24 protein-coding genes, 1 pseudogene and 1 riboswitch are annotated in these 25862 nt (G+C 56.5%); of the genes and pseudogenes, 10 read left to right on the top strand and 15 right to left on the bottom strand.

Going from position 1 to position 25862, the window contains the following annotated elements; genetic code table 11:
* Positions 1–21: 21 nt before the first annotated feature.
* Positions 22–117: pseudogene (locus tag JM93_RS06455) on the top strand (IS6 family transposase); the annotation flags it as partial.
* 207 nt (positions 118–324) lie between these two features.
* Here the strand turns inward: JM93_RS06455 and JM93_RS06450 are convergent.
* Positions 325–804 (bottom strand): MarR family winged helix-turn-helix transcriptional regulator, encoded by a 480-nt coding sequence (locus JM93_RS06450; RefSeq protein WP_145341446.1) that lies wholly within the window; start codon positions 802–804, stop codon positions 325–327.
* Positions 805–944: 140 nt separating this feature from the next.
* Between JM93_RS06450 and JM93_RS06445 the strand changes: the two genes are divergently transcribed.
* The 3 genes from JM93_RS06445 to JM93_RS06435 are packed head-to-tail and all read left to right on the top strand — an operon-like array spanning position 945 to position 3788.
* Positions 945–1976 (top strand): TRAP transporter substrate-binding protein, encoded by a 1032-nt coding sequence (locus JM93_RS06445; RefSeq protein ID WP_145341444.1) that lies wholly within the window; start codon positions 945–947, stop codon positions 1974–1976.
* 2 nt (positions 1977–1978) lie between these two features.
* Entirely contained in the window at positions 1979–2467 is a 489-nt protein-coding gene (locus JM93_RS06440; protein WP_145341442.1) for a TRAP transporter small permease, read from the top strand.
* 13 nt (positions 2468–2480) lie between these two features.
* Entirely contained in the window at positions 2481–3788 is a 1308-nt protein-coding gene (locus JM93_RS06435) for a TRAP transporter large permease (RefSeq protein ID WP_145341440.1), read from the top strand.
* Here JM93_RS06435 and JM93_RS06430 read toward each other — a convergent pair.
* The 4 genes from JM93_RS06430 to JM93_RS06415 are packed head-to-tail and all read right to left on the bottom strand — an operon-like array spanning position 3785 to position 8412.
* Entirely contained in the window at positions 3785–4393 is a 609-nt protein-coding gene (locus JM93_RS06430) for an ABC-type transport auxiliary lipoprotein family protein (RefSeq protein WP_145341438.1), read from the bottom strand. The genes JM93_RS06435 and JM93_RS06430 overlap by 4 nt on opposite strands.
* Positions 4394–4437: 44 nt before the next feature.
* Positions 4438–6432 carry an MCE family protein gene (locus JM93_RS06425; RefSeq protein WP_145341436.1) on the bottom strand — a complete coding sequence of 665 codons (1995 nt, stop codon included), beginning with the start codon at positions 6430–6432 and terminating at the stop codon, positions 4438–4440.
* A 9-nt stretch (positions 6433–6441) separates the two neighbouring features.
* Complete coding sequence (locus tag JM93_RS06420) at positions 6442–7251, bottom strand: ABC transporter ATP-binding protein (protein ID WP_145341435.1); 810 nt, start codon at positions 7249–7251, stop codon at positions 6442–6444.
* Positions 7252–7263: 12 nt separating this feature from the next.
* On the bottom strand, positions 7264–8412 hold the full coding sequence (locus JM93_RS06415; RefSeq protein ID WP_145341433.1) for an ABC transporter permease: 1149 nt from the start codon (positions 8410–8412) through the stop codon (positions 7264–7266).
* A gap of 107 nt (positions 8413–8519) precedes the next feature.
* Between JM93_RS06415 and dgcN the strand changes: the two genes are divergently transcribed.
* Both dgcN and dgcA read left to right on the top strand, forming a co-directional pair.
* Positions 8520–9533, top strand: coding sequence for an N-acetyltransferase DgcN (dgcN, locus tag JM93_RS06410; RefSeq protein WP_145341431.1), 1014 nt, complete (start codon positions 8520–8522; stop codon positions 9531–9533).
* Positions 9533–10513: an N-acetyl-D-Glu racemase DgcA gene (dgcA, locus tag JM93_RS06405; protein WP_145341429.1), complete on the top strand. Its 981-nt coding sequence runs from the start codon at positions 9533–9535 to the stop codon at positions 10511–10513. The genes dgcN and dgcA overlap by 1 nt, the downstream gene beginning before the upstream one ends.
* A gap of 3 nt (positions 10514–10516) precedes the next feature.
* Here the strand turns inward: dgcA and JM93_RS06400 are convergent, their stop codons facing one another.
* Positions 10517–11704, bottom strand: a complete 1188-nt coding sequence (locus tag JM93_RS06400) for an MFS transporter (protein ID WP_145341427.1) — start codon at positions 11702–11704, stop codon at positions 10517–10519.
* 154 nt (positions 11705–11858) lie between these two features.
* Here JM93_RS06400 and JM93_RS06395 point away from each other — a divergent pair, with 154 nt between their 5' ends.
* Entirely contained in the window at positions 11859–13061 is a 1203-nt protein-coding gene (locus tag JM93_RS06395) for a protein phosphatase CheZ (protein WP_145341425.1), read from the top strand.
* A gap of 81 nt (positions 13062–13142) precedes the next feature.
* Here JM93_RS06395 and JM93_RS06390 read toward each other — a convergent pair whose 3' ends face one another.
* From JM93_RS06390 to JM93_RS06375, 4 genes are all read right to left on the bottom strand, one after another.
* Positions 13143–14474, bottom strand: a complete 1332-nt coding sequence (locus tag JM93_RS06390) for a globin-coupled sensor protein (protein ID WP_145341423.1) — start codon at positions 14472–14474, stop codon at positions 13143–13145.
* A 295-nt stretch (positions 14475–14769) separates the two neighbouring features.
* Positions 14770–15759, bottom strand: coding sequence for a threonine ammonia-lyase (locus JM93_RS06385; RefSeq protein WP_145341421.1), 990 nt, complete (start codon positions 15757–15759; stop codon positions 14770–14772).
* Between the two features lie 119 nt (positions 15760–15878).
* Positions 15879–16925: a glycosyltransferase family 4 protein gene (locus JM93_RS06380; RefSeq protein WP_145341419.1), complete on the bottom strand. Its 1047-nt coding sequence runs from the start codon at positions 16923–16925 to the stop codon at positions 15879–15881.
* Positions 16922–17725 (bottom strand): UDP-2,3-diacylglucosamine diphosphatase, encoded by an 804-nt coding sequence (locus JM93_RS06375; protein WP_145341417.1) that lies wholly within the window; start codon positions 17723–17725, stop codon positions 16922–16924. The genes JM93_RS06380 and JM93_RS06375 overlap by 4 nt, the downstream gene beginning before the upstream one ends.
* A 230-nt stretch (positions 17726–17955) precedes the next feature.
* On the opposite strand from JM93_RS06375, the gene JM93_RS06370 reads away from it, so the two are divergent.
* The gene (locus JM93_RS06370; RefSeq protein ID WP_145341415.1) at positions 17956–18735 is read left to right on the top strand and encodes an SDR family oxidoreductase; all 780 of its coding nucleotides are present in this window, start codon (positions 17956–17958) and stop codon (positions 18733–18735) included.
* A gap of 59 nt (positions 18736–18794) precedes the next feature.
* On the opposite strand, the gene JM93_RS06365 is transcribed toward JM93_RS06370, so the two are convergent.
* Positions 18795–20114, bottom strand: coding sequence for an OmpP1/FadL family transporter (locus JM93_RS06365; protein ID WP_145341413.1), 1320 nt, complete (start codon positions 20112–20114; stop codon positions 18795–18797).
* Positions 20115–20631: 517 nt separating this feature from the next.
* On the opposite strand from JM93_RS06365, the gene JM93_RS06360 reads away from it, so the two are divergent.
* Positions 20632–21477, top strand: a complete 846-nt coding sequence (locus tag JM93_RS06360) for a fumarylacetoacetate hydrolase family protein (RefSeq protein WP_145341411.1) — start codon at positions 20632–20634, stop codon at positions 21475–21477.
* Between the two features lie 69 nt (positions 21478–21546).
* Here JM93_RS06360 and JM93_RS06355 read toward each other — a convergent pair whose 3' ends face one another.
* The 3 genes from JM93_RS06355 to JM93_RS06345 are packed head-to-tail and all read right to left on the bottom strand — an operon-like array spanning position 21547 to position 24247.
* On the bottom strand, positions 21547–22659 hold the full coding sequence (locus JM93_RS06355; protein WP_145341409.1) for a TRAP transporter substrate-binding protein: 1113 nt from the start codon (positions 22657–22659) through the stop codon (positions 21547–21549).
* A gap of 2 nt (positions 22660–22661) precedes the next feature.
* Complete coding sequence (gene thiD, locus JM93_RS06350; RefSeq protein WP_145341407.1) at positions 22662–23465, bottom strand: bifunctional hydroxymethylpyrimidine kinase/phosphomethylpyrimidine kinase; 804 nt, start codon at positions 23463–23465, stop codon at positions 22662–22664.
* Positions 23462–24247 (bottom strand): hydroxyethylthiazole kinase, encoded by a 786-nt coding sequence (locus tag JM93_RS06345; RefSeq protein WP_145341405.1) that lies wholly within the window; start codon positions 24245–24247, stop codon positions 23462–23464. The genes thiD and JM93_RS06345 overlap by 4 nt, the downstream gene beginning before the upstream one ends.
* 77 nt (positions 24248–24324) lie before the next feature.
* A riboswitch (TPP riboswitch) is annotated at positions 24325–24431 on the bottom strand.
* Positions 24432–24553: 122 nt separating this feature from the next.
* Between JM93_RS06345 and JM93_RS06340 the strand changes: the two genes are divergently transcribed.
* Positions 24554–24790, top strand: a complete 237-nt coding sequence (locus tag JM93_RS06340; RefSeq protein ID WP_145341403.1) for an Lrp/AsnC ligand binding domain-containing protein — start codon at positions 24554–24556, stop codon at positions 24788–24790.
* A gap of 13 nt (positions 24791–24803) precedes the next feature.
* Here the strand turns inward: JM93_RS06340 and JM93_RS06335 are convergent, their stop codons facing one another.
* Positions 24804–25805 (bottom strand): DMT family transporter, encoded by a 1002-nt coding sequence (locus JM93_RS06335; protein WP_145341401.1) that lies wholly within the window; start codon positions 25803–25805, stop codon positions 24804–24806.
* Positions 25806–25862: the final 57 nt, after the last annotated feature.

The raw sequence follows: 25862 nt of genomic DNA, 5'->3' as shown, positions 1-25862 counted from the left end.
CAGAAAATGGAGTTTCGCGTCATTATTCTGAGTGCCATCGTTAAAAAGCTGAAACGCCAATCGAAGGAGGACTTCAAAGGCAGGCAGTTCGAGGCCTGGCTGATCATCCAGTCAGTGTTGGTTCTTTCGCAGACTTTTATTCGAAGCAGAGTCGTTTCTGCCTCTGGGCGCAGTTATCCTGCGACCGCCATGAACACTTGGTAAGTGGGAACGCCAGCTTGGTTCAATTTCCCCTTATGGATCATGTGAGCCGCCTCGATCCGGTCCAGGGTTGCGCTTGCTGAATGAAAAGTATGCGACAGAACCTTGCCGGTATCGCCCGTCTCAGTTCAGGTTGTCACGAATTGCCCGCATGACACGGTGAAAGGCGGCGATGTCTTCCGGCAGCACTCCTGCCAGCATGCGCTGCTCGGCGGCCAGGACCTTCGGGACGATGTCATCATAGACGGCACGCCCCTCGCCTGACAGACAAAGCAGGGAACTTCGGCCATCCTTTGTATTGTTCTGTTTTTCCAATAGGCCCCGCTCATGCATTTTCTTCACAGCACGGCTGACGGACACCTTGTCCATACTTGATCGTTCGACGATTTCTGCGGCCCTGAGATGTCCATGCTGGCCGAGAATGGCCATGGTGCGCCATTCAGAAGGCGCAAGACTGTGATCACGCGTATAGATCTCTGCCAGGGCATTGGTCACATCAGTGTAAAACACGCGCACCAGATAGGGAAAAAACGCCTGCAAATCGAAAACGCTTTCGGTCTGCCGGGCGAGTCTGTCCGTTTCCGATGATGCGGTGTCGTTCACGACTCTGTCTCCCTGCCCACTCGAATTCGCACAGATTTGATGGTTTCCAATTGACTTAGTTACATATGAAACTAAGCTGGATGCGGGAGTATATCAAGACGCATCGGCTGTCACATGCGGTACCTTGGGAGGAACACATCATGCATCATGTGCGGACGACGACATTTGCGCTGACGGCCGTATCGGCGGTTGCACTGTCCTTATCGGCCGTCGCGGTCAAGGCAGAGGAGCTGGTTCTGTCATCCTGGCTGCCGCCTAAACACCCTGTGGTCACTCAGGTTATGACCCCTTGGGCAGAGTCGGTGGAAGAGGCTACAGAAGGCCGCGTCACTGTCCGGATCCTTCCCAAGCCGTTGGGCCCGCCGCCTGCACACTACGATCTGGCCGCTGACGGTATTGCCGACATTACATACGGTCTTCATTCCTTCACCAAAGATGATCGTTTCCTGCGCTCGCGGATCGGTCAGTTTTCGTTCATCGGAGACACCGCCACAGACGCCTCAAAAGCCTACTGGGATGTCTATTCCGGCCCGCTGGACGCCCAAGAGGAGCACGCGGACACGAAACTGCTCGGGCTGTTCGTGCATGGGCCCGGCATGTTCCACAACAACCAACGCAAGATCGAAACGCCCGAAGACTTTTCTGGCCTGAAAATACGCACCCCCGGCGGATATATTGCGGGTCTGTCGCAGGATCTCGACATCACCACCCAGTTCATGGGCCCTGGCGAAGTCTATGAAAAACTCTCTCGCGGCGTAATCGACGGCGTCACCTTCCCCATGGAAGCACTGCAGGCCTTCAAGCTGACCGACCATATCAAATACTCCATGAAAGTGCCCGGCGGCATCTACAACACCTCCTGGTTCCTCGTCATGAACGAAAACCGGTGGGATGGATTGTCCGATGAAGACAAGGCGGCGATCGAAAAAGTCTCTGGCGCGGCGCTCGCAGAAATGGCCGGCCGGGTCTGGGATGCCGCGGACAGCAACGGTGCATCTTATGTCGCAGATACCGAGATCGAGGTCTATGACGCCCCTCCCGCTGTTGTGGATGCCATCCGGGCAATTGCCGAAAAGCGGGAAGCGGAATGGGCTGCCGCAGTGCAAGACACCGGGTTTGACGGCGCGGCAGCCCTTGCCGAGCTGCGCTCGCAAACCGGCGTGTCTGACTGACAATGCCGGATGAGAGCACCCAGCCTGCCCCGAGCCGTCTTTGGCTCGGGGTAAAGACCATCCTTGGTCTGGCCTGCGTGATCGTGTTGTTCGCGCTGATGGGACTGATCTGCGTTGATGTGGTGGCCCGTTACTTTTTCAACAGCCCAATTCGGGGCGCTTATGAGTTGACAGAGATCTTCCTCGCCGTCTTGATCTTTCTGGCTCTGCCGCTCACAACCCAGGCGCGCGGGCATATCGAGGTTGAGCTGCTGAATGGTCTCAAAAGCCGCTTTCTAGACAGCCTAGCGACAGTGGTGGCCGCGCTTTCGACCATAGGTGTTTTTGCCATTCTGTCATATGTCGTCTGGGAACATGCTGAAAAGCTGGCAAGCCGGGGCACCGTAACGAACTCGCTGGAGCTTCCGCTGGCAACAATCGGCTATTTGGCTGCCCTGTCCTGTGCGCTCAGCGCTGTTTTGTTTTTTCTCCAGTCCCTGAGACGCATTTAACGGACGCTCGCCATTGATTGAATCCCTGATCGGTTTTGCCGCGCTGTTTGGTCTTGTGCTTTTGCGCGTTCCCGTTGCCCTTGCAATGATCATGGTGGGAACGGCCGGCTTTGCCTATATGCGGAACTGGAGCGCAGCGTTGAACCTTCTGGGTGGGGCGGCCTTTGACACGAGCCTGTCGTTCACCTTGTCGGTGATCCCGCTGTTTATTTTCATGGGCAACCTGCTGACGATTTCCGGCGTCAGCCAGTCGCTTTTCTCTACAGCACATCATCTCCTGCACCGCATGCGCGGCGGGTTGGCCATGGCGTCGATCGTCGCTTGCGGCGGGTTCAGTGCCGTGTGCGGCTCATCGCTCGCCACCGCGGCAACCATGTCCAAGGTTGCCATGCCGTCGATGCGCAAGGCAGGGTATGCCGACAGCCTGGCCACCGGGTCGATTGCAGCAGGCGGCACGCTCGGCATTCTCATTCCGCCCAGTGTCATCCTGATTATTTACGGGCTCATCACCGAGGCCGATATCGGCAAGCTTTTTGTCGCCGGCGTCATTCCCGGACTGATCGGCGTCCTGTTTTACCTGGCTGCAGTGTATACGGCCGTCTTGCTTAAGCCGCAGCTTGCCCCTTCTGGCGCAGAGGACCACCAAGTCACCCGGCGCGACCGGCTCGGTGTTCTTGCCGTGCTCGGATTATTTATTGTGATCATGGCAGGAATCTACGGCGGATTTTTCACCCCGACCGAAGCTGCCGGAATTGGCGCCGCAACAGCTCTGCTCATCGCGGTCTTGATGGGCGGGCTGACGGTCGGAAAACTGTTCCGCGCCGGGGTCGACTGCGCGAAAACAACCGCCATGATCTTTGCGATCATCATCGGTGCAGAGGTGTTTTCCAACTTCGTCAGCTACGCCGGTCTACCGGACGCCATCCTGGACTGGGTAACGTCGCTGGACGTGAACGCTTATGTCGTCATGCTGGTACTGGTGTTGATTTATGTGCTTCTGGGGGCGGTTCTGGAAAGCCTGTCCATGATCCTGCTCACCGTGCCGATCTTCTTTCCGCTGGTCACATCACTCGACTTCGGTTCGGGCATCCTGTCCGACCCGGAAATGGTCGTGATTTGGTTCGGCATTATCGTCGTTGTTGTGACCGAAATCAGCCTGATTTCACCGCCCATCGGTCTGAACGTCTTCGTGCTGCGGTCAGTCTTGCCGGACGTCCCGCTGCCTACCATGTTCGCCGGCATCCTGCCGTTTTGGGTGGCAGATCTGTTGCGCCTTGCGCTGTTGATTGCTGTGCCTGGCCTGTGTCTCTTGCTGCTTTAGACCCGGCCAAGCACCCATGCTGCCATGTCGGCAAACACCTGGTCCGCTGAGCGGTTCATCGCAGCAACGGCTTGGTCGACCGACGTGCCTCCCGATGGGGTTTCGGCCCGAAACACCCGGCTTGCAACAGCGCGGCCATTGCGATCATTGACGAGCCTGGCCGCCAGTTCGACGACGCCTCTGTTGGCACCGTCAAGGCGCAGCTCGAACGCACGGACCTCGATCTGGAGCTGATAGTCGATCAGAAGACCATCCCCCGGAAACCCGACACCGCGCAGCCGGCCGGTGTTTTCCAGTGTCTGGACCATTTTGGTCTGGATGACGCTTGGCAGCGTGTCGGCCCAGGCGGCTTTCGGAAAATAGGAATAGACCGGACCGCTGTCGACGACAGCTATGTTGTCCGTATCGAGCGCTTTTAGCGCACGCGGACGCGGCACCAGCACTTGCGCGCCTCTGTTCCGGCCTGGTTCCGTTTCAAGGTCGGCCGCCGTCAGTCCATAAAGCACTGACGGCGTGTTGTTGCTTGCGCATCCGGCCAGCAATCCGGTTCCCGCAAAGCCGGCGAGCAGCTGCCGCCTTGATAGCTTGTTCGCACCGCTGCTCATTCCACCTTGCCCCATTCGCCTGTCATCTGCCGTTTTGTCTTGTTTTAACGCCGCCGGCCACCGGTATAAGTCGGGACATCCTCGCCGCCGAAGATCACCCGGCTCGGGCTGCGGTCGAAATTTTCAACTGCGCGCTGGATCGCCACCAAGGTCCGGTTAAGTTGCGACATAGCCGCCGCAAAATCGTTAGATCCCTGATTTGCAAATTTGGAAAGCCCGTCAGCGATCGTCCCAGCCCGTGTCTCAAAGACCTCAGCAACCTTCCGGATCGCTGTCGCTGCCTTCGTGGCCTCGACAATCAAGCCTTCGCCATTGCCTTCCACCATAGTGCCGACCTGATCAACAACACTTTGCACCCGGACAGACGTTGCATTCAACGTTGCGGTCATCTGCTTGGCGTCCGTGATGATCTGATCAACATCCGGTGTGCGTTGTTTCAAATCCTCGGTCATCTGTTCGACATTTTGCGCTGCCTGCTGCGCCGAGGCGATCATATTGCTGATATTGTCGCGCTGACCGGCGAGGTCTGCAGTAACGCTCTCGACAGAGCCGACAATATTGGACACCTGGCCCGGATTGACCGCCTCGAGAATGTTGCTGGCGTCGGCAAGCGTTGTCGTGAACTGACGGGCCGCAGCCTGAACATCCTCGACCAGGGCCACGATCCGATCGTCCTCACCACGCACGGCTGCAGACACCGCCTCAAAATTCTGCACGGTGTTGCGCGTGGAGGCGATGATCTCGTTAATCTGCGCTGTTTGGGCATCCATGTTGGCCACAAACGCGGCAGCTCCATCAACCGTGATGGCAACCTGTTGGGGGTCCACAGCGGCGATGATTTCGTCGACCGCCGCTAACGAGAGGTTGAGGTTCTCGCCAAGGACTTCAACCGATGAGACGATGTTGGAAATCTGCAGCGGATCGACCGCATTTGCGACCTCACGAACACGGCTCAAAATGCCATTGACCTGTTCGACCGCTGTTTTAGAGCCATCAAGAAGTGTAGCGATGTCTTCGTTCCGGTCCGAAAGTACCTTGGTGACATTGGCCACATTGGCCATGGTTTCGCTGGACGATGCAATCAATCGGTCGATGTCATCTGAGCGGTTTGCCAGAACCTCACCGAGTTGCCCCGCGCCGTCGACAACCTTTTTGACCTGGGCCGGATCAACCGCTTCCAACAGTTTGTCGACATCATCCAGCCCGCGGTTCAAGTTTTCGGTAAAGGCCTGCAGATCTTTTGACGCCTGCTGCGCATTCGCCATAATCTGATCGATCCCCTGCGTAACTTCGCCGAGGCTGTTGGAGAACTGGGCGACGTTGTCGACGATTTCCGTGACCTTGTCGGCTGGAACCGCGGCCAGCAGGCGCTCTGCCTCCTGGACCAGTGTTTCCATACGTCCGGACAGTTTTACAAACGCGTCCGTTGCTGAGGCAATGCTATCCATAAAGCCGGAGACGCCATCTGCGTTGTCGGCCAAGGCGGCGGAAAAGGTTTCAACATTCTTGAGGGTCTGCGTGACCGTTGGGCTGTTTTCCTTGAGGAAATTGTCAATGGTCAGCATTGTGCTGTCGGCACGCTGCAAAACATCCCGCGCGCCATCTGCGATGTCATCAAACAATGATTTTTCAGCAATGATGGTCGGCACCTGATCGCTGCCGGCTTGCAGCAACAGCGGCGAATCCTGACTGCCGCCGCTCAAATCAACATATGCAACGCCCGTCAGACCCTGAAAATTGAGCGCCGCCTTGGTGTCCTTGCGCAAGGGCGTCGACGGACGGATACGGACTGTGGCGACAACCTTGGTTGGATCGTTCGGGTCGAAGTCAAGTGAGCTGACATCGCCCACCCGAATACCGTTGTAAAGAACCTGTCCACCGACTGGCAGACCTGTGACCGGTGCAGGAAAGATGATCCGGACAAAAACGTTTTCGCGCGTTTCGGCGGTCACGGCGAGCCAATAAACGAAGCCGAATGCTCCGATCAGCACTGCCATCATGAAGCCGCCGATGATTACATAGTTCGCACGGGTGTCCATACGGCTGCCTTAAGTCCTTCGCAGTGCGCGTTCACCCCGGAAGTAGGATTTTATCCAGGGCTGGTCATTTTCCATCATCTCGTCGATCGTTCCGATCGCGAGCACTTTCTTGTCGCCGAGAACTGCGATCCGGTCGCAGATCGAGTGTAAGCTGTCGAGGTCATGGGTAACCATATAGACCGTCAGACCAAGTGTTGCGCTCAAATTGGCAATCAATGAATCAAAGGCCGCCGCCCCGATCGGATCCAGCCCCGACGTAGGCTCATCCAAGAACACCAAATCCGGGTCAAGCGCAAGGGCACGGGCAAGACTTGCCCTTTTGATCATGCCGCCGGAAAGCTCCGACGGCAGTTTGTCTGCCGCATCTTGCGGCAAGCCAACCAATTCAAGTTTCAAGGTCGCAAGCTCATTCATAAGTTGCGGCGACAAATGCAGATACTCGCGCATCGGCATTTGAATGTTCTGTTTGACGGTCAGCGAAGAAAACAATGCACCTTGCTGGAACAACACCCCCCACCGGCGTTCTATGGAGGTGCGGATGTCCTTTGAGGCCGTCTCCAGATCGTATCCGAACACCTTAATCTTCCCCGCCCGTTTTGGGGTTAGGCCAAGAATTGTCCGCATCAAGACCGATTTGCCCATGCCGGATCCACCGACAAAGCCCAACACTTCGCCCTTGCGCACTTCGAGATCGAGATCCTTCAAAACGATCTTCGACCCAAAACCGACGGTCACCCCTTTGGCAGAGAGGATGATGTCGCCTTCATGCGGATTGGCGAACGCGTTTGTGTCTTCGGAGATGTCTTCTGCAGCGGCCATATAATGCGGACTTTAGATCCCGATCGACGCGAAAAAGATAGCGAACACCCCGTCGACGACAATCACAAGGAAGATCGCCTTCACGACGGAAATGGTGGTGTGGCGCCCGAGAGATTCGGACGACCCAGCTACCTTCAACCCTTCGACGCAGGCAATCAAGCCGACAATAAGCGCCATGAACGGCGCTTTTACCAGACCAACCATCAACGTTTCCAGCGTGATAGCCGCGTGAAGCTGGGTCAAAAACGCTGCCGGTGGAATGTCGAGATACACCCAAACAACCAATCCGGACCCGAACAGGGCCGACATGTCTGAGATGAACGTGAGGATCGGAAGTGCGATCATCAGCGCAAGAATACGAGGCAAAACAAGCACTTCAGTGATGCTGAAGCCCATGACATGAAGCGCGTCGATTTCCTCGCGCATCTTCATCGCTCCTATTTCTGCGGTGAACGCAGACCCCGAACGGCCAGCCACCATTATGGCAGTCAGAATGACCCCGATCTCCCGAAGAACCAAAATACCGGCAAGATCGACAACGAAAATATCCGCCCCGAACTGACGCAGATAAAATCCGCCCTGTTGCGAAATGATCGCACCAATCAGGAAGCTCATCAGCGCGACGATGGGAACGGCGCCAATGCAGGTTCTATCGAATTGAACTGCCACGGAAATACCGCGCAGGCGTTTCGGCTGCAAAAGGACGGTTGCCAAAACGACACCGAGCGAGCCCATGATGTGCAGCATGGCAGCGGCGTCTTGCCAGATCTGCTCCATCTGCCGTCCGACCAGCTCGAGAAACCGCACGATGGAGTATTTGTTGCGATCGGGCTTCCAGCGCGGCGGGTGATGCCGCTCAAGCTCACAAAACAAGCGGTGCCGGTTTTCGTCCATGCCCGACAGTTCGACCCGTCGACCGCCAAACTCCAGGGTTCCGCGCAGCCGGTGCACCATCCAGGCACCGCTGGTGTCCAGATTTTTGATCCCCGAAATATCGATACACGTCATCCGGTCCTTGCCGACCTTCAGTGCGGCGACGAGCTTTTCAATCCGTTCAAGCGTGCTGACGGTCCAATCACCGCTCAACGCGATGATTTGATGCTTGTAAGTGGTCTCGTCCAGATGCAGTGCCGGAGCTGTGTTGTTTTGCTGGAACGCCATTCCGACGAGACACCCTCTTGCCGCTTCGATTGTCCCCCTCGTATACCTTGTCGCAGAGTTGAACGTCCAGCCGCGCAATGCGGATGGCGACCACGGAGCTGACCGAGATGCAAATCGCACACCCCTATCTCCTGTTTCTGGGCGATGTCCCGGACGCGCTGGCCGCAAAAACCGCCATCGGCATTGTCGACTGGCGGCGGGATTGGTGCATCGGTCAAACCCGCCTGGACGGCTGTGCAGCCGATACCGGCCTCCCGGACAGGACAATCCAGGAAGGAGCTCAAAACGGAGCACGAACCATGATTGTTGGGGCCGTGAATGCCGGCGGCCTGCTGCCGGGGCACTGGGTCGATTCGATTGTGGAAGCCCTGGACGCCGGATTGGACGTCGCCAGTGGTCTGCACGTCAAGCTGGCCAGCATTCCCGCAATCCATGAGGCCGCGGAACGCAACGGACGGATGCTGTTTGATGTGCGGCACAACACCGAAACATTCGCGACCGGGAAAGGCACAAAACGTCCTGGCAAGCGCATTCTCGCCGTTGGCACCGACTGCTCCGTAGGCAAAAAATATACAGCCCTTGCCATGGACAAGGCCATGAATGAGCGCGGCTACACAAGCAGCTTTTGCGCGACCGGGCAAACCGGCGTGTTCATTTCGGGGCGCGGGGTCGCCCTTGATGCGGTCATTGCCGATTTCATCTCGGGCGCCGCTGAATGGCTGTCACCGGCAAGGGAAGAAAATCAGTGGCAGGTCATCGAAGGGCAAGGCTCCCTGTTCCATCCCTCTTTTGCCGGTGTCACCATGGGCCTGCTGCACGGCTCGCAACCAGACGCATTCATCGTGTGCCATGAACCGACCCGCACCAAAATGCGCGGGGTGGAAACACCCCTTCCAAGCATCCAGCAAGTCATCGACATGACGATCGCCTGCGGAAAGCTGACGAGTCCGGACATCCGGTGCATCGGCATTGCAGTCAACACTGCAGCACTGACCGAAGAGGATGCAAGGAGTTATCTTGCCGGATTGTCAGCCGAATACGACCTTCCGGCGACAGACCCGGTCCGCTTTGGCATGGAGACAATCGTGGATCGCGTCTCTCAAGAATTCGGTGCGCCGTAATGCGGACTATCGAGATCAATACGGAAAGCTTCGAGATTGCCGGCGGGTTTGCAATTTCCAGGGGCAGCCGCACCCATGCTCAGGTCCTGACCGTCAAAATCACCCAAGGCAGGCACACAGGATGGGGCGAGTGCGTACCCTATGCCCGCTACAATGAGAGCCTGAAGAGCGTCACCGGACAAATCGAGGCGCTTCGCGCCGACCTGGAGAGGGGGCTGGGCCGCAAGGACCTTCAGGGGGTGATGGCCTCCGGTGCGGCACGCAATGCTGTTGACTGTGCCCTGTGGGACCTGGAAGCCAAGACCAACGGCAAGCCGGCCTTTCAAGCGGCTGGGTTGACGGCCATGCATGCTGTGACCACAGCCTTCACATTGAGTGTCGGCGCACCAGAAGACATGGCAGAAGCGGCCCGGAAGGCTGCCGAAAGGCCACTTTTGAAAGTGAAATTGGGCGGGCAAGGCGATGACGAGCGTATCGCTGCTGTTCGCGAAAGCGCACCGGACTCCACGTTGATCGTGGATGCCAATGAAGCCTGGGACGACAGCTGCTTTCATGCGAACATGGCCGCCTGCTTGAAAGCTGGTGTTGACCTAATCGAGCAGCCGCTGCCTGCGGGCAAAGATGCAGCGCTGGCTGAGATGGAGAGACCGGTGGTCGTGTGTGCGGATGAAAGCCTCCACACCAGCTCCGATCTTGAGTCGTTGAGGGACCGCTACGACGCGGTCAACATCAAACTGGACAAGGCGGGCGGGCTAACGGAAGTACTGGCAATGCAGCAACAGGCCCGCGCCCTGGGCTACAAGGTGATGATCGGCTGCATGGTCGGCACGTCTCTTGCCATGGCGCCGGCCGCCCTGATTGCGCAGGATGCGGATTTCGTAGATTTGGATGGCCCATTGTTGCTGGCAAAGGACCGGCAACCGGGCCTCAAGTTCGTTGGCAGCGTCTTGTATCCGCCCGACGCAGCGCTTTGGGGCTGAGTTTCACCTTGGACCGGTTGCGGAATTCTCCCGCAGCCGGGCATTGAGAAGCGGGCGCAGCGCCAGCAGCATCACCAGAGATAGAGCTGCAAACCCTGCCATCACCCAAAATGGATAGGCCGGCGCCCGTTCGAACAGGAGACCGGACAGCCCCAAACCAGCCGCCGTCTGAATGCCGATCGACGCAGAGAACAGCCCCTGGCCGGTGGCTGCCCACTTTGGCGGTACCACCCGCGCCAGATACCCGATAATCCCGAGATGCGCCGCGCCAAAACTCAACCCATGCAAAGTTTGCAGCGCTGCGGCCGCGAAGAAAGTATCCACAAGCGGGAACAGCGCCCAGCGGACGAGGCCTGCCACTGCAGCGGCCAGCAAGAACAGCAAAGGGCCGTATTTCAGCGCAAGGCTACCTGCAAAGGTAAACAGGACAACCTCGGCCAACACGCCGACGGCCCAAAGCAGGCCGATCTCGAAATCCGAAATTCCGGCCTCCCGCCAAAACAATGTGCCAAACCCGTAAAAGGCTGCATGGGTTGCCTGCAGCAAGCCACCTGCGATCAAGAGCGCCCAGAACCAGGGCATGAAAAACAAGAGCGGGCGCGTTCCGGCTTCAGACTGGTTCGTCGTCAACCCCGGCACGTGTTGGCCAGGCAGACATATTGCGACAACGCCTGTAGACAGAACACCGGCCAGGATCGCCAAGGTGACTGCAGAGCCCGTTTGCTCACCGGCCAGCAAACCGCCTGAGACCGTTGCCACGATGAAGCCGACTGACCCCCAAAGCCGCATGCGGGCATAGTCGGCTCCCGTGTTTCTTGCCACATCAAGTGCATAGGCATCGCTCAACGGGACAATTGGCGACCAAAAGATCATCAGGCCGGAAACACAGATTAACGCTGTCCAAAAGCCACCCGTCACCAAGAACGCGGCCAGAAAACCGCCTGCACATATCGAATAAATGAGAATGGAACGGCGCCGCCGTCCGGATCTGTCGGATATACCGGTCATGACAGGGTTTGCTGCGATCCGGACGATCGTCGACAATCCCAGCACCAGACCAATGTCTTGTACCGACAGCCCACGCTCTTGAAGCACAAGTGGAAAAAACGGAAGAAACAACCCAAAGCCGAAAAAGTGGCTGGCAAAGAGAGCACCCACCAACAAGTTCAAGCCAGTAATCGGCAAAGGCATCGGCGTTTTATCCGCTATTTTAGCAATCTTGTATTCAAATTCGCAAGAAAATCAGGCCGCCTAAAGGGATGTTAACGTTTGACCACTTAGGCTCCGGGGGCTGTTTGAATTACGGCATTTGATGGTCACGAAGCAAGCTGAGAAAAGCGTCTATATGCAAACGGTGGCAGAACAGGAAGACGAAGAGCTGATCGGCGAAGCCGAATATCATGTTCTTGAACAGACCTTGATGGAGTCCGATCGCGGACGCCGTTTTCTGGCTGAATTCGTCAAACGCAACAAAACGCCGGAAACTCAAGAGATTCTGAGCGCGATCAAACGCATCGAAAAAACCATGACGCGGCAGCGCAAGGTTCCGGATCTGAACAAGATCCGCCTGGATATTGCCGACATGCATGAAGCGATTGAACGGACAAAGCTCGAAATCGCCAACATCAAGGACGACAGCGACGACAGCAACCGGTTTACCGACGCCTCGCACGAGCTTGATGCGATCGTGACGCAGACCGAAGGCGCGACTCAGTCGATTCTGGAAGCTGCGGAACAAATCCAGGAACAGGCCTGGATCCTGCGCGAAAAGGGTGCAGACGACAGCATTTGCGACGATATCGACGCAAAGGCGACCGAGATTTTCATGGCCTGTTCGTTCCAGGACCTCACCGGACAGCGGACAAACAAGGTCGTTCAGGTGCTGCGTTATCTTGAGAGCCGCATCAACTTGATGATCAACATCTGGGGCATCGACGATCTGGAGGCGGAAGCCACTGCCGGACCTCAGGACAGCCGCCCGGATGCCCATTTGCTGAATGGCCCGCAACGCGCCGGACAAGGCGTGTCTCAAAACAACGTCGATGAACTCTTTTCGGTCAAGGACGATGTTATCGACACAGCGCTGGCCGAAACCGGCGCAGACGAAGCTTTTGAAAGCGTGCCCAAGGACCCGGCTTCGAAATTTGCCGGCGAAGCCGACATCGATGCCATCATGGCAGGCGACCCCGATACAGGTGAAGCTGCAGCGGATGAAGCCGATGTAGATGCCATTATGGCCGGGGACGGCTCTGAAAAAATGGATGCCGCAGCAATCGACGATATGTTTGCGTCAGTCGGCTCTGCGTCGGCTGAGCCGGAAAGCTCGGAGACGGAAGCAGAGCCTGACAATGTCGTCGCGATGGAACAGCCGGGAACTGAAGACGATGTGCTGGACGAGGAAGCCATCGCCAAGCTGTTTGATGCCGAAGCGGAAACGGAGGCCGATGCCGATTGGGAAATGACGGCGGAAGAAGCTGATGAGGATGGATCGGCAGAAGATCCGCTTGAGGAAATGAGCGAGGCTGAACGCCAGGCTTTATTCAACTAGACCTGTGACGCACTGCAAAACAAAAAAGCCGCGGCTGCGCCGCGGCTTTTTTGTTGACCTTTGTTTCCGCTGCGCTGCAGGTCAGCGCCTTTGAACCTTGCTGAAGAAGGATTCGGCTTCCCGGTGGAGGCGGTCCGCCTGGGACCGCAGATCAGTGGACATCTGAGCGATGCTGCTGGCCGAACCTCTGGTTTCCTGAAGAGACCCCCGGACGCCGGATATACCTTGGCTGAACAGACTCGCGCTTTCGGCGGCGCCTTGGACATTTTCCGAAATTTCCGCGGTCGCAGCGGATTGCTGCTCGACCGCAGAAGCTATGCTTGCTGCGATTTCAGACACACTGGAGATCGTGGTGGTGATTTCGTCAATCTCCTGGACGGATTGACGGGTTGCCTGTTGAATGCTGGCGATCTGCTCGGTGATCTCTTCTGTGGCTTTGGTTGTCTGGCTGGCAAGCTCTTTGACTTCTGCGGCAACGACCGCAAATCCACGCCCCATTTCTCCGGCGCGCGCCGCCTCGATGGTCGCGTTCAGGGCAAGGAGATTTGTCTGTTCAGCGATTTCGGAAATCAAGCCGATAACCGAGCCAACAGTCTCGGCGATCTTCGCCAGCTCCTGAACCGACCGGTTGGTCCGCTGCGAATCTTCGACCGCTTTTTGAGAGATCTCACTCGACCGGACCGCTTGCCGGCCAATTTCCTCAATCGACGCAGTCATCTCCTCGGTCGCCGTCGCGCTGGACTGGATACTGTCTGAGGTTTGGCGGGACGAGTCGTCCATAACCGAAACCCGGTCGGTGATGTCTGATGATGCATTGCTCAGCGTGTGGCTGGTGGTTTCAAGCTCAGCCGAACTGTCGCCCAACGCGGTTACTGCAGACCCTAGAATGCCATCAAATTCTTCGATTGCCGCCCGGATGCCTTTTTCGCGCTCTGCAACATCGCCTAGCATTTTTTCATGATAGGTGGAGATCGCGATGTCCATGTCGATCATGACCAACTTGGAAACGGCTGAAAGCGTCCTGCTTGCTTTTCCAGGCGAAAACCGCTGTTTTTTAAGTATGATACCCGTTAAGCGGTTCAGCGTGTAGGAATAGCCGCCAATGTACCACATAGGATCCAGATCGATGCGCACATGTGCCAGTCCGATCCGGCGGGACTTCTCCAGATAAGCCTCGGTCACGCCGCCCGTGAACAACATCTCCCAATGGTTGGTCTGTGCAAGAACAAGACGCGCCTGCTGATCTCCAACCATCACCTTAAGATGCGGAACTGTTTTCACGTGGGCATAAAAACCCTCCAGAACATCCGCAAGATTAGCCTTGATCATAGGCCAAACAGCCTTTGCCAGACCAAGTTCTTCTTTTGACAATCTATAAAATGAAATGCGTTCTTCGACGCCTTGACCCGACATCTGCCCCTCTTAAGCAATAACTTCCGTGCACACGGCGTGCAGGGTGGATGGTCTACAATTTGCAACCATCTGGTCAAAGAATAATTAACAGAACAGAAGTTGCTCGTTGTTGAGCACTAGATATTCAATAATCGATAATCCGTTTAATTACCAAGAAACGAAGGATCAAAATCCGGCCATAATTCGTATAAGTAAATCAAACGTATTTATCTTGCATTGCATAATTTTTAGGTGATTTTTACAATACGATCACTGAGTTAGATTGAACTATTTAAAATGTCTACGCGAAGGAAATCTACAGATCAAGTGCGCGCTGCAACATGACCGGGTCAATATTTCCGCCCGTCAACACTATGGCCAACGGGCTGCCCGGCAAATCAATTTTGCCATGCAAGACTGCAGCCAGGGCAGCCGCGCCGCCGGGCTCCACAACAAGCTTCAATTCACGGAACGCAAAGGCAACTGCGCGCAAAGCCTCTTCATCGGACACGACGTATCCTGTGCCCGCATGGTGCTTGAGAATCTGAAAGCCGATTTCTCCGGGCTGATGGGACAGGAGCGCGTCGCAGACCGAGCCGCCCAAACGTTCATTGTGCTGGACTGCACCTGTTTCGAGGGACCTTTTGTAGTCATCGAAGTCTTTGGGCTCGACTGTGTGAAAGACCGCGTCCGGCAGATCTGCCATAAGAGCCAAAGCGATGCCGCTTGAAAGACCCCCACCGCCCGTACAGGCCAAAACGTGTTTTGGCTTGACGCCCATGGCGGCTGCTTGCGCTGCAATTTCAGCCCCTACTGTTCCCTGGCCGGCTATGACGCCGGGGTCGTTGAATGGATGCACGAAGGTGCCGCCGGTCTTCTCACAAATACCCTTGGCGATTGCATCGCGGTCTTCGGTCTCCCGGTCATATGTCACGACGGTTGCACCAAAGTCCTTGGTCCGCTGCAGTTTGATTGCAGGCGCATCGGCCGGCATGACAATGGTTGCTGGCATGGAAAGCAATCGAGCCGCCTCTGCAACACCTTGTGCGTGATTGCCTGACGAACACGCAACCACGCCTTTGTGCCGCTCCGCTTCAGGGACGAGGGAAAGCGCATTGAACGCACCGCGAAACTTGAACGATCCGGTTCGTTGCAGATTCTCCGGCTTGACCAGCACGGTGGAACCAGCAATTTCATCCAGAACAGGAAAGCGCAGGAGCGGGGTTTTGATAGCCCTCCCCTCGATACGCGCTGATGCCGCTTCAATATCTGAGCGAACCGGAACAATTCGGTCGATGGTATCCATGTTGCTGCGCCCGTTTTGAGGAATGGCAGGGTAATCTGCAGCAAGACGTAGCAAGAAAACCAGCAGTTACAAACCGCTATTCTAGCGCCTCATAATGAGGGACGTGAGCTGACCAAGGCTCAGGCAGCTTGGCTTTTGCCTATTTTGTCCCGAAAAGCAGCTTGCGCCGCCAGAGCATTGTCTAAAAACTGCCGGGCACTGGCCGCCCACGTGTAGTCCAAGGCGATTTTCCGGCAATGGTCACGCGGGATATCGAGGCAGGCAAGCGACGCTTCTTGAAGGTTGTCGGACAATACCCCTGCCCCTGTATCCCCGATCACATCCACAGGGCCCATCACAGGATAGGCCGCAACAGGGACACCGCAGGCCAACGCTTCAAGCATGACATTGCCGAACGTGTCCGTCAGCGACGGAAAAACAAAAACATCAGCGGATGCATAATGCCGGGCAAGGTCCTCGCCGACCTTCGATCCGGTAAAATGGACCTTGGGATATTCCCTGCGGAGCTGTTCAAGCTGCGGTCCTCCACCGACAACAACCTTGGTGCCCGGCAGATCGAGTTTCAAAAACGCTTCGATGTTTTTTTCAACCGACACCCGGCCCACATTCATGAAGATGGGCCGCGGAAGTTTCTCCGGCAAAACCGACCCTTCATAAGGCTGGAACAACTCTTCATCGACACCTCGGGACCAACGCATCAGATTGTCAAATCCGCGCGCCCGCAAATCCTCTTCGAGCGAGCGGGTCGCAACCATGCAGCCCGCGCCGGAATTGTGAAACCGGCGCAACCAGGAATAAGACCAGGACAGAGGAATCGGTATACGGGCGGAGACATACTCCGGAAAACGCGTGTGGTAGCTCGTCGTGAACGGCTTCTTGTCTTTGCGGGCAACTGCAGCGGCCATCAGTCCAAGTGGCCCTTCGGTCGCGATGTGAAGGTGATCGCAATCGAACTGCGTGATTAGCCGCCGGACTGACTTTGTGTGTGTCAAAGACAGCCGGATCTCGGGGTAAGTCGGACAGGGCAGTGTCTTGAACTCTGCCGGGGTCAAGAATTCAACCCGGACACCTATTTTTACGAGCTCTTCCGCAGTCCGCTCGAGCGAGCGCACAACACCGTTGATTTGAGGATGCCAGGCATCAGTCACAATCAGGATTGAGGTCATGCAGCGACCGGGCGCTGCTTTGCCGGCGCTGGCACCGTGTCGGCTTGTTTCGGCTTGGCCCATTGAATCACCTCAAAGGTCCCGTCATGGTGCTCTGCAACCGCAGTGCAGCTTTCAACCCAATCCCCAGTATTAATGTAATGAACTCCATTTATGTCGTGGTTTGCCGCATGGTGAATATGGCCGCAGATCACGCCATCCACGCCCTGGCGCCGGGCTTCATCTGACAAGGTTTCTTCAAACCGGCCAATGAAGCTGACAGCATTCTTCACCTTCAATTTGGCCCAAGCAGACAATGACCAATAGGTGAGGCCAAGCCGCCGGCGGATCACATTCACCCAGGTGTTGACGCCAAGCGCAAATACGTAAGCTTTGTCCCCGAAAAACGCGAGCCATTTGGCGTGGCGGATCACAACATCAAACTGGTCACCATGAATGACCAGATACTTCCGGCCGTCGGCGCTCTCATGAACGATGCTGTCGGTGACTTCGACCCCGCCGAAATGCGTCCCGAGAAAGTCTCTAAGAAATTCATCGTGATTGCCCGGGATGTAGATGATGCGGGCGCCTTTGCGCCCCTTGCGCAGGATCTTCTGAACCACATCATTGTGTGGCTGAGGCCAATACCACGAGCGCTTTAAACGCCACCCGTCTACGATATCACCGACCAGATAAACGGTCTCAGCTTCATGGACCCGAAGAAAGTCCAGAAGCAGATCCGCCTGGCATCCACGCGTTCCCAGATGAATGTCCGATATAAAGAGGGCTCTGTAGTGCTGTGAGGCGTCAGCGGCCGACATGAGATCAACTCCGCGCAATCTTTGGCCGGTATAGACGCGATTCAAGTTTCACTATTATGACATCAAGAGGTTCTGTGAAAATTTGCCGCGCAAATAACCGGATTCAGCCTTTTCGCCACGGCCGAAACACTCACCAAACCCAGCCTGCGCGGACCCGCGGCACACTTGCCTCTCCCAGGCAATGCTGCGATGCATGGGCATCAAACGCCAATCCTCAGACGGAGTGAACAATGGATCTTGGGATCAGAGGCAAAAAGGCAATCATCTGCGCATCAAGCAAGGGGCTTGGACGAGGCTGCGCAGAAGCCCTCGCCGCCGCCGGCTGCGACATCGTCATCAACGGCCGGAACACGGACACTCTACAGGCGGCCGCAGATGCATTGCGGGCTTCATATCAGGTCAATATTGCGGCAGTCGCTGCCGACGTCTCAACGAAACAGGGCCAAGCCGCGCTGCTTGAGGCTTGCCCGGCACCGGACATCCTGATCAACAACAACGGTGGCCCACCGCGCAAGGACTACACCGAACTTGATCGAGACACGATGCTGGAAGGTGTCGTTCAAAACATGGTCACGCCAATAGAACTCATCCAAGCCGTCCTGCCTGGCATGCGCGCGCGAAAGTTTGGCCGTGTTGTGAACATCACGTCGATGTCTGTCCGCATGCCGATTGAAGGTCTGGACCTGTCCAGTGGCGCCCGGGCCGGCCTCACCGCGTTTCTCGCAGGTGTTTGCCGCCAGGCTGCTCCTGACGGAGTGACGATCAACAACTTGCTGCCCGGCAAGATGGACACCGACAGGCTGAAAGGCGGTTTCGAACGCGCCGTCGCCCAAACGGGAAAGACGATGGAGGACGTGCGCGCCGCTTCGGCGGCTGAAATCCCGGCGCGGCGTTTTGGCAATGCGGAAGAGTTTGGCCAAACATGCGCGTTCTTGTGCTCCACCCATGCCGGTTACATGACCGGACAGAACATTCTGCTCGATGGTGGGCTTTATCCGGCGGCATTTTAAATACAAAAAACCGGCCTGCATGCAGCAGGCCGGCTTAAACGGGTTGGAAACCGGGCTTCTTAGAAGCGGACGCGGAATGACGCGCTGACGATGTCAACAGAGGAGTCGACCGTACCGGTCAGCGAGCCTTTGGCAGCGCTGTAATCCTGATGACCCGGGACAATGTCCAGATCTGTGTCAGTGCCAAAGATGTGCGTGTAGCCGAGATCGAACGACATATGCTCATTGAACATGTAGGACGCACCGCCACTGACCCAAATCCGGTCGTTGTCCGGCAGGCGTGCGGAACGGATCTTGGTGTCGATCGGCGACCATTCATAGGCCGCACCGGCGCGCACGGTCAGCTTTTCATTGAAGTCGTATTCACCGCCGAGCGAGAGGAAGTAGCCGTCGTTGTAGTTGAACGGCAGGCTAGTGATCTCGGCGCCGGTTGCTTCTGAACGAATCTTAGGCTGCTTCAAACGGCTCCAGTTCGTCCACTCAAATGTACCGAGCACGCGAATATCGTCGGTAAAGCTATGCTTGGCCGACAATGTGACCGAGTCCGGAGTGACGAGGGTCGTCTCAACTTTAACATCAGACACAACCGTTGGCGCGGCGGGACTTAAAGCCGCAACCAAGTTGCCGCCAATCTTCGTGAACATCGCGGAACGGTAGCCAAGTCCGATTTCCGTTTTTTCGGTCGGTTTGAAAGTGATACCCGCTGTCGCGCCGATACCGAAGCCGTTGCCGTAGAGGGTCTGACCCGGCAAGGCCGTCGCCCCCGGAATGCTCGGTGAAGCAACCGCATTGCGCAACCGGATATCCGAATACTGAAGCTGCGGACCGAAGCCGATGGACAGTTTTTCGTTGATTTTGAAGCCAACGATCGGGTTCACGTTGATCGTAAACACCTTTGAGGACTGGTTGTAACCGGCACCGGTCCAATCCTGATTGTCGACTTTCGTGGACAAGCCATAAGGCGCCGTAATGGCGAGACCCAGGAAGAACGTTTCGCTGCCTTTGTAGGCAGTGTAGCTCGACGGAATCAAGGCGTCCGAGCCAATGTCGTTCGTGTTAAAGGCGTCAGTAATAAAGCCCGTTGGCGTTGTTAGCGAGTTCGGAACTGTGTTTGTTCCCTTAATCTCCGCTTGTGGCGCGATCAGGGTGTTGTGGGCCTCGAACGTGATCCCGTCACCAGCGCCGGTAATCGTCGCCGGGTTCCAGAACACAGAGGAAATCGAAGGTCCGGTCGTGCCGTTACCGGCAAAGGACATCCCTTGATAGTACGAGCTCTGTTCACGCAACGCGAAGCCACCTGCAAAGGCCGATGTTGCAATAAGCGTTGCCGCCAAAGCGGTGGAAGTTGCCAGAATTGTTTTGTGTGTCGCCCACGACATGCTTTTTTCTCCCCACGCCTCCTCCCTAGGAGGTGAATTTGTGTCTGGGGACATTTTTCGAGGACCATTTAAACTTCTGCAAATGGAAAAACGCGTCCGGAACTGCGGGGAAAATTGTTGTGCGGCGCAATAAATGACTGAGATTGCCGCACCCGGCACGACTTGTCTTTACGTTAGGGGCAGCCAACGGCCCCATTTTTGCCAAAAATGCAACCGGCGTGTAACAGAATGTATCTTTTGCCTATATTTTGTGCATTGTGAAACTTTGTAGCAGAGATTGTCAACTAATTGACAGACGTTGCACAAAAGCCACTATTTTGGATCTCTACACACCGAGGAATTGCAAAAGCGCCCAGTGATTCGACACAAAACATACTTGTCAGGAAAACTGATCAGAATCGCAGTTTGCTTCATTTTGAGCAGTTCAATTGAAAGGGCCACGTCTTAAAAGCCGCCCTGTCAGTTTTCACCCTACCCTGCAAAAAGAAACCATGGCTCAAACCTTGAGAGTAACAAAATGCGCCTTCTCAGATACGGCCCGGCCGGCCAGGAACGCCCGGCACTTCTCGACAATAACAATCAGATCAGAGATCTAACCGGCCATATAGATGACCTTTCCGCTGCGGCCTATTCACAGGCGGAAATGCAGCGTTTGGCCAAGCTTGATCCGCAAAATCTACCCTTGGTTGAAGGGACGCCGCGGATTGGATCGCCAATTTCAAAGACAGGGCATTTCATTGCAATCGGCTTGAACTATGCCGACCACGCAGCCGAATCCGGGATGCCCATTCCGGCTGAGCCTATCCTTTTTACAAAAGCTCCCAGTTCTTTGTGCGGCCCGAACGATGCAGTCGTGATCCCGAAAGGGTCCAAGAAGCTGGATTGGGAAATTGAGCTTGCCGTTATCATCTCCAAACCGGCCTACCAGATTACCGAGGCCGATGCTTTGGAATACATTGCAGGTTACACAATCTGCAACGACATCTCAGAGCGCCATTGGCAGATCGAAGGAACAGGCCAATGGACCAAAGGAAAAAGTGCGCCAACCTTCGGTCCACTCGGGCCTTATCTGGTTACCCCCGATGAAGTCCGAAATCCGGAAAACCTTGCGCTGGAATTAAGGCTCAACGGCAAGCTCCAACAAAGCGGCAATACCGCGAACATGATTTTTAGCGTACGTCAGATCGTCGCATATTTATCCGGCATCATGCAGCTTGAACCTGGCGACATCATCACCACCGGGACACCGCCAGGCGTCGGTATGGGCGCAAAGCCGCCGTTCTATCTCAAGCCCGACGATGAAATGGTACTCACGATAGAGGGCCTGGGCAGGCAACATCAAACAGTTGCCGCGCAGGCTTAGCGCTGTAGACAAGAGCCGGCTGGCATATGCACCATCCGGCTTAATTTTTTGAACCTGCCTTTTACAGCTTCAGCCGGATCGGGCGCTTAAAAACTGACGGAGCGAAATTTCACTCCAGGGCCCGAGCCGGTCCTGCGCAGACCGGTAGCTCTCGTAGATCCGCGCGCCAATGCCGCCTTTCTCCGCAAATTCGGCCAAAACGTCGGCGGACGTTGCCCGCAACGCGTTGAGGACCTCGTCCGGGTAGGTGCGGATCACGACACCATCTTCGTCTTGAAGCAGCCTCAAGCTGCCCGCGTTTTCCCATTCGCTTTCGGTCAAGCTCAAGGCGTTCTCAGCCCGGCAGGCTTCAAGAACGACGGCCTGCAGGTCCTCAGGCAGCGCTTCGAGAGCTTCGATATTGAACAGCGCTTCCCCTGTGCCGTTGGGCTCGTGAAAACCCGGAGCATAGTAGTTTTTCGTGGCCCGCTGGAACCCCATGGCGCGATCTGACCAGGGTCCGAGAAACTCGGCTGCGTCCAGAACGCCGGACTGCAGCGCTTGGTAAAGCTCGCCCGGAGGCAAACTGACAGGGGTCGCTCCAAGCCGGCGCATGACTTCGCCGCCAAGCCCGGGCATTCGGATCTTAAGTCCTTGCAGGTCACCAAGGTTTCCGATCTCAGGCTTGAACCACCCACCCATCTGAAAACCGGTATTGCCAGCCATCACAGGCTTGATCCCGAATGGCGCATAAAGCTCATCCCAAAGACCCTGCCCGCCCCCCTGTTCAATCCAGGTCATATGCTCAGACGGAAGCAATCCAAATGGGACTGCGGTGAAAAACACCGAAGCAGGCGTCTTCCCTTGCCAGAAGAACGAGGCCGTATGGCCCACCTGGACCGTGCCGTTGGACACCGCATCAAACACACCGAGAGCTGGCACAAGTTCGCCTGCAGCCAGCAGCTTGACGCGCATGCGGCCACCACTCAGCCGTTCGATCTGATCACAGATCCGCTGCGCGGTCACGCCCGGCCCAGGCAGGTTTTTCGGCCATGACGTCGCCATCCGCCAAGACACGTCCGGGGCCTGGGCACGGGCAATGGCCGGCGCTGCAAGCCCGCCTGCCGCAACAGTACCCGCAAATTGGAACATTGACCGCCGCGATATCCGACCGGTTGTTTTCTTGTTATCGACCTTCGCCATGTCTAAGCGTCCCAGGTTTGAAAAAAGTGATGCACCGGCCCGTGACCCGTGCCAATTTTCAGACGGTCCGAAGCCTCGATCGCACCGGATATGTAAGCCTTTGCCGCCTTCACGGCGTCCTCCAGGCCTGCTCCATTCGCCAATTCGGCCGCGATCGCTGATGACAGTGTGCATCCGGTCCCATGGGTGTTTGCGGTCTCAATCCGGCGGCCGCTGACCCACAGCTCCTGATCACAGGTCTTTAACAGGTCGCGGGCGTCTTCCCCTTCGCTATGTCCCCCCTTCAAGAGCACACATCTTGCGCCAAGATCCATCAGATGCGCGGCTTGAGCCCGCATCTGTTCCTCTGAAGTTGCCATGTCCTGTGCCAAAATATGCGCTGCCTCGTGCAAGTTCGGCGTCACGATGTCGGCAAGAGGCATGAGATCAGACACGAGTGCCTTGACGGCCTCCTGCGCCAGAAGCGGGTCGCCGGAAGCTGCAACCATGACCGGATCAAGCACAATACGCCCGGTTTTATGCTGCTTGACGCTTGCAACGACCGCCTCGATTGTCTCGGGCTGCGACAGCATGCCGATTTTCGTCGCAGTTACTGCCAGGTCTGAATAGACGGCCAGCATTTGGGCGCGAACAAAGGCAGGCGGCACGTCGTGGATTCCAGTGACACCATGGGTATTTTGAGCAGTCAAAGCCGTGAGCACACTTGCTCCGTAAACCCCCAGCGCGGAGAAGGTTTTCAAGTCGGCTTGTATGCCCGCTCCGCCTCCGGAATCCGAGCCGGCGATCGTTACCGCAATTGCGGTCATCTGTTTCTCCCTTGAGACGAAATCGTGCCCAATTTGAGCCGGGTCTCCACTTGTTCCGGGGTGAGTGTGTAAAGCGTATCCAGAAATGCCGGAACAAAAGACCCTGGACCTGTCGTTGCCTCACCTGCGATTTCACCGGCAATATTGAAGACTGAAAGGCCCGCTGCAGCAGCGCGGCAATGGTCTTCATCAACAGCAAGAAACGCTGCCAAGACCGCCCCGCCGGCACAGCCTGTGGCCGTGACCTTGCTCATTACCGGATGACCGTTTGAGAGCCGGAAGTGCTGATTGGGGCACGCAATGTAGTCTGTCGCGCCGGTTAGCGCGACAGCGATGCCCTTTTCCTTGAGCTTCAACAAGCCGTCCTTGGGTCCAAACAATGCGTCAAGTTCTGCCGGATTGACCCGGACAATTGTCGGTCTGTGCTCAACCAGCTCTTCGGCGAATTTCAGACGGACCGGCGAGCGATTGATGAACACAGGATCGAGCACAATCGGATTCCCTGCGTCTTGTGCGGCTCTCCAAGCCAACGGGATAGCAGCTTTGCGCCCCTCATCAAGTGTGCCCAGATTGACCAGCAAAGCATTCGCGGAGGCCGAAAATTGCGCCGCTTCTTCCGGCGCGATGGTCATCGAAGGAACGGCGCCGACAGCCAACACTGCATTTGCGGTAAACGACTGGGCAACCGTGTTCGTGATGACATGAACCCGCGGCGCATTCGTGCGCACACGGTCTAGAAGATCAGCAATGGTATTGGCGCACAGCCCTGGATAATTCAGCATACGTGCTTACTCTCCCCAGCGATTCTGAGTAGGAAGATGCCTGAACGGCGAGAAAAAGACGGCACGTGATCGCGTTTTATCGTTGGCATCCCAAATCCCTACGCCGGAACGACCCGGATCAGGTTCAAGGAGTTGGCCTCAGCCTCTCAGCCCCTTAAATTAAGGGGCACCCCCATGAGAATTCCGCACCACTAACAGTCACAAACCGGCAATTCAAGATCTCGTTTACGACATGTAGAGATTGACGCCGGAGATGGTATCGGCCATGTCGAGCTGACCGTCTTTTTGCAATCAGGAAACCGGCCAATGACACCTTTTTTCGTAATGATCAAATGTAAGCTGGGCGAAACATATCAAGTTGCAAACGCCATCGCCGACGCCGAAATTGCCTCCGAAATCTATTCCACCAGTGGCGATTACGACCTTCTGGTTAAGTTTTACATCGAAGATGGCGCAGATATCGGCCATTTCGTAAACGAGAAGGTTCATCCGGTGCCCGACATTCAGGACACCAAAACCATCATCACCTTCAAGGCATTTTAGGCGGCGGCCTGAATCAGGACTTGGATGGCGTGTAGGCACGCCGGTCCTTTGTCCGGTCAAAACCGAGCCGGTGTTCACGGTGAATCACGAAAATACCGGCCCCGATCACGATCGCGGACCCCAGCAAAACCTGCCAGACCGGAGCTTCGGCAAACACGAACCAACCGATTAGGATCGCCCAAATCATGTTTGCGTAGTCGAAAGGTGCGATGGTTGAAGCGTCGGCATAGCGGTAGCCCTGGGTCAGCAATATCTGGCCGACACCGCCACTCAAACCAATCAGAACAAGGAGCCCGGCCCCGGACCAATTCGGAAACACCCAAGCCTGGGAAGGCCAGATCCACCCGAGCGGAAGGGTCGAAAGCGCAAGCAGGGTTGCCGACGCCGAAAACCAGGCAACAATCGTCGAGGTGCGCTCGGTCTGACACAGCTTGCGCACAAAGATCATCGCAAGCGCGGCAAACCCGGCGCCCAAAAAGCCGCAAATCGCCCCAACGGCTTCAATGCCGCCAACATCAGCTGACCCCAGATGTGGGGACAAGATCACCAAAATCCCGAGAAACCCGATCACCACCGCGCTCCAGCGGTAGATGCGCACTTGCTCACCAAGGAGCGCCCAAGCCAGCACCACAACGATCAGCGGGGCAGCGAATCCGATGGCCGTTGCATCCGGCAAAGGCAGAAGTCCGAACGCAGTGAAGGAAAAAGCCATGGCGGTCACCCCCACGACAGCCCGGCCTGCATGGCCCCACGGCCGCGGTGTCTGCATCGCAAGATGCAGCTCTCCGCGCATGGCCACCATCAGCAATACCGGGAACATACCGAAAAAATTCCGAGCAAACACGATCTCACCGATGGGAAGCGTTTCTGCGGCAATTTTCAAACCGGCAACCATGACGGCAAAAGCTAGGGTCGAGCCGATTTTCAAAGAAATGCCGATCAGCGGGGCGTTCCGCACAAGTCCGGTAGCTGCCGGGGAAGAGCGGAAATTGAACAAGCGGCCAGTTTGCGCCATGGACAATGGGTCCTGAGGGCCGACGCTAGGGAATGTCGGGCAGAGCGGAGCGTCGGG

This window comes from Roseibium hamelinense (assembly GCF_007830545.1).
GTDB lineage: Bacteria > Pseudomonadota > Alphaproteobacteria > Rhizobiales > Stappiaceae > Roseibium > Roseibium hamelinense.
The sequence above is the reverse complement of the archived record's forward strand: the minus strand, read 5'-3'. Positions and strand labels throughout refer to the sequence as shown.

Coding starts and splice junctions, on each gene's coding strand:
- JM93_RS06445 (WP_145341444.1), top strand. CDS start 945: ATGCATCATGTGCGGACGACGACATTTGCGCTGACGGCCGTATCGGCG.
- JM93_RS06440 (WP_145341442.1), top strand. CDS start 1,979: ATGCCGGATGAGAGCACCCAGCCTGCCCCGAGCCGTCTTTGGCTCGGG.
- JM93_RS06430 (WP_145341438.1), bottom strand. CDS start 4,393: ATGAGCAGCGGTGCGAACAAGCTATCAAGGCGGCAGCTGCTCGCCGGC.
- JM93_RS06425 (WP_145341436.1), bottom strand. CDS start 6,432: ATGGACACCCGTGCGAACTATGTAATCATCGGCGGCTTCATGATGGCA.
- JM93_RS06420 (WP_145341435.1), bottom strand. CDS start 7,251: ATGGCCGCTGCAGAAGACATCTCCGAAGACACAAACGCGTTCGCCAAT.
- JM93_RS06415 (WP_145341433.1), bottom strand. CDS start 8,412: ATGGCGTTCCAGCAAAACAACACAGCTCCGGCACTGCATCTGGACGAG.
- dgcN (WP_145341431.1), top strand. CDS start 8,520: ATGCAAATCGCACACCCCTATCTCCTGTTTCTGGGCGATGTCCCGGAC.
- dgcA (WP_145341429.1), top strand. CDS start 9,533: ATGCGGACTATCGAGATCAATACGGAAAGCTTCGAGATTGCCGGCGGG.
- JM93_RS06400 (WP_145341427.1), bottom strand. CDS start 11,704: ATGCCTTTGCCGATTACTGGCTTGAACTTGTTGGTGGGTGCTCTCTTT.
- JM93_RS06395 (WP_145341425.1), top strand. CDS start 11,859: ATGCAAACGGTGGCAGAACAGGAAGACGAAGAGCTGATCGGCGAAGCC.
- JM93_RS06390 (WP_145341423.1), bottom strand. CDS start 14,474: ATGTCGGGTCAAGGCGTCGAAGAACGCATTTCATTTTATAGATTGTCA.
- JM93_RS06385 (WP_145341421.1), bottom strand. CDS start 15,759: ATGGATACCATCGACCGAATTGTTCCGGTTCGCTCAGATATTGAAGCG.
- JM93_RS06380 (WP_145341419.1), bottom strand. CDS start 16,925: ATGACCTCAATCCTGATTGTGACTGATGCCTGGCATCCTCAAATCAAC.
- JM93_RS06375 (WP_145341417.1), bottom strand. CDS start 17,725: ATGTCGGCCGCTGACGCCTCACAGCACTACAGAGCCCTCTTTATATCG.
- JM93_RS06370 (WP_145341415.1), top strand. CDS start 17,956: ATGGATCTTGGGATCAGAGGCAAAAAGGCAATCATCTGCGCATCAAGC.
- JM93_RS06365 (WP_145341413.1), bottom strand. CDS start 20,114: ATGTCGTGGGCGACACACAAAACAATTCTGGCAACTTCCACCGCTTTG.
- JM93_RS06360 (WP_145341411.1), top strand. CDS start 20,632: ATGCGCCTTCTCAGATACGGCCCGGCCGGCCAGGAACGCCCGGCACTT.
- JM93_RS06355 (WP_145341409.1), bottom strand. CDS start 22,659: ATGGCGAAGGTCGATAACAAGAAAACAACCGGTCGGATATCGCGGCGG.
- thiD (WP_145341407.1), bottom strand. CDS start 23,465: ATGACCGCAATTGCGGTAACGATCGCCGGCTCGGATTCCGGAGGCGGA.
- JM93_RS06345 (WP_145341405.1), bottom strand. CDS start 24,247: ATGCTGAATTATCCAGGGCTGTGCGCCAATACCATTGCTGATCTTCTA.
- JM93_RS06340 (WP_145341403.1), top strand. CDS start 24,554: ATGACACCTTTTTTCGTAATGATCAAATGTAAGCTGGGCGAAACATAT.
- JM93_RS06335 (WP_145341401.1), bottom strand. CDS start 25,805: ATGGCGCAAACTGGCCGCTTGTTCAATTTCCGCTCTTCCCCGGCAGCT.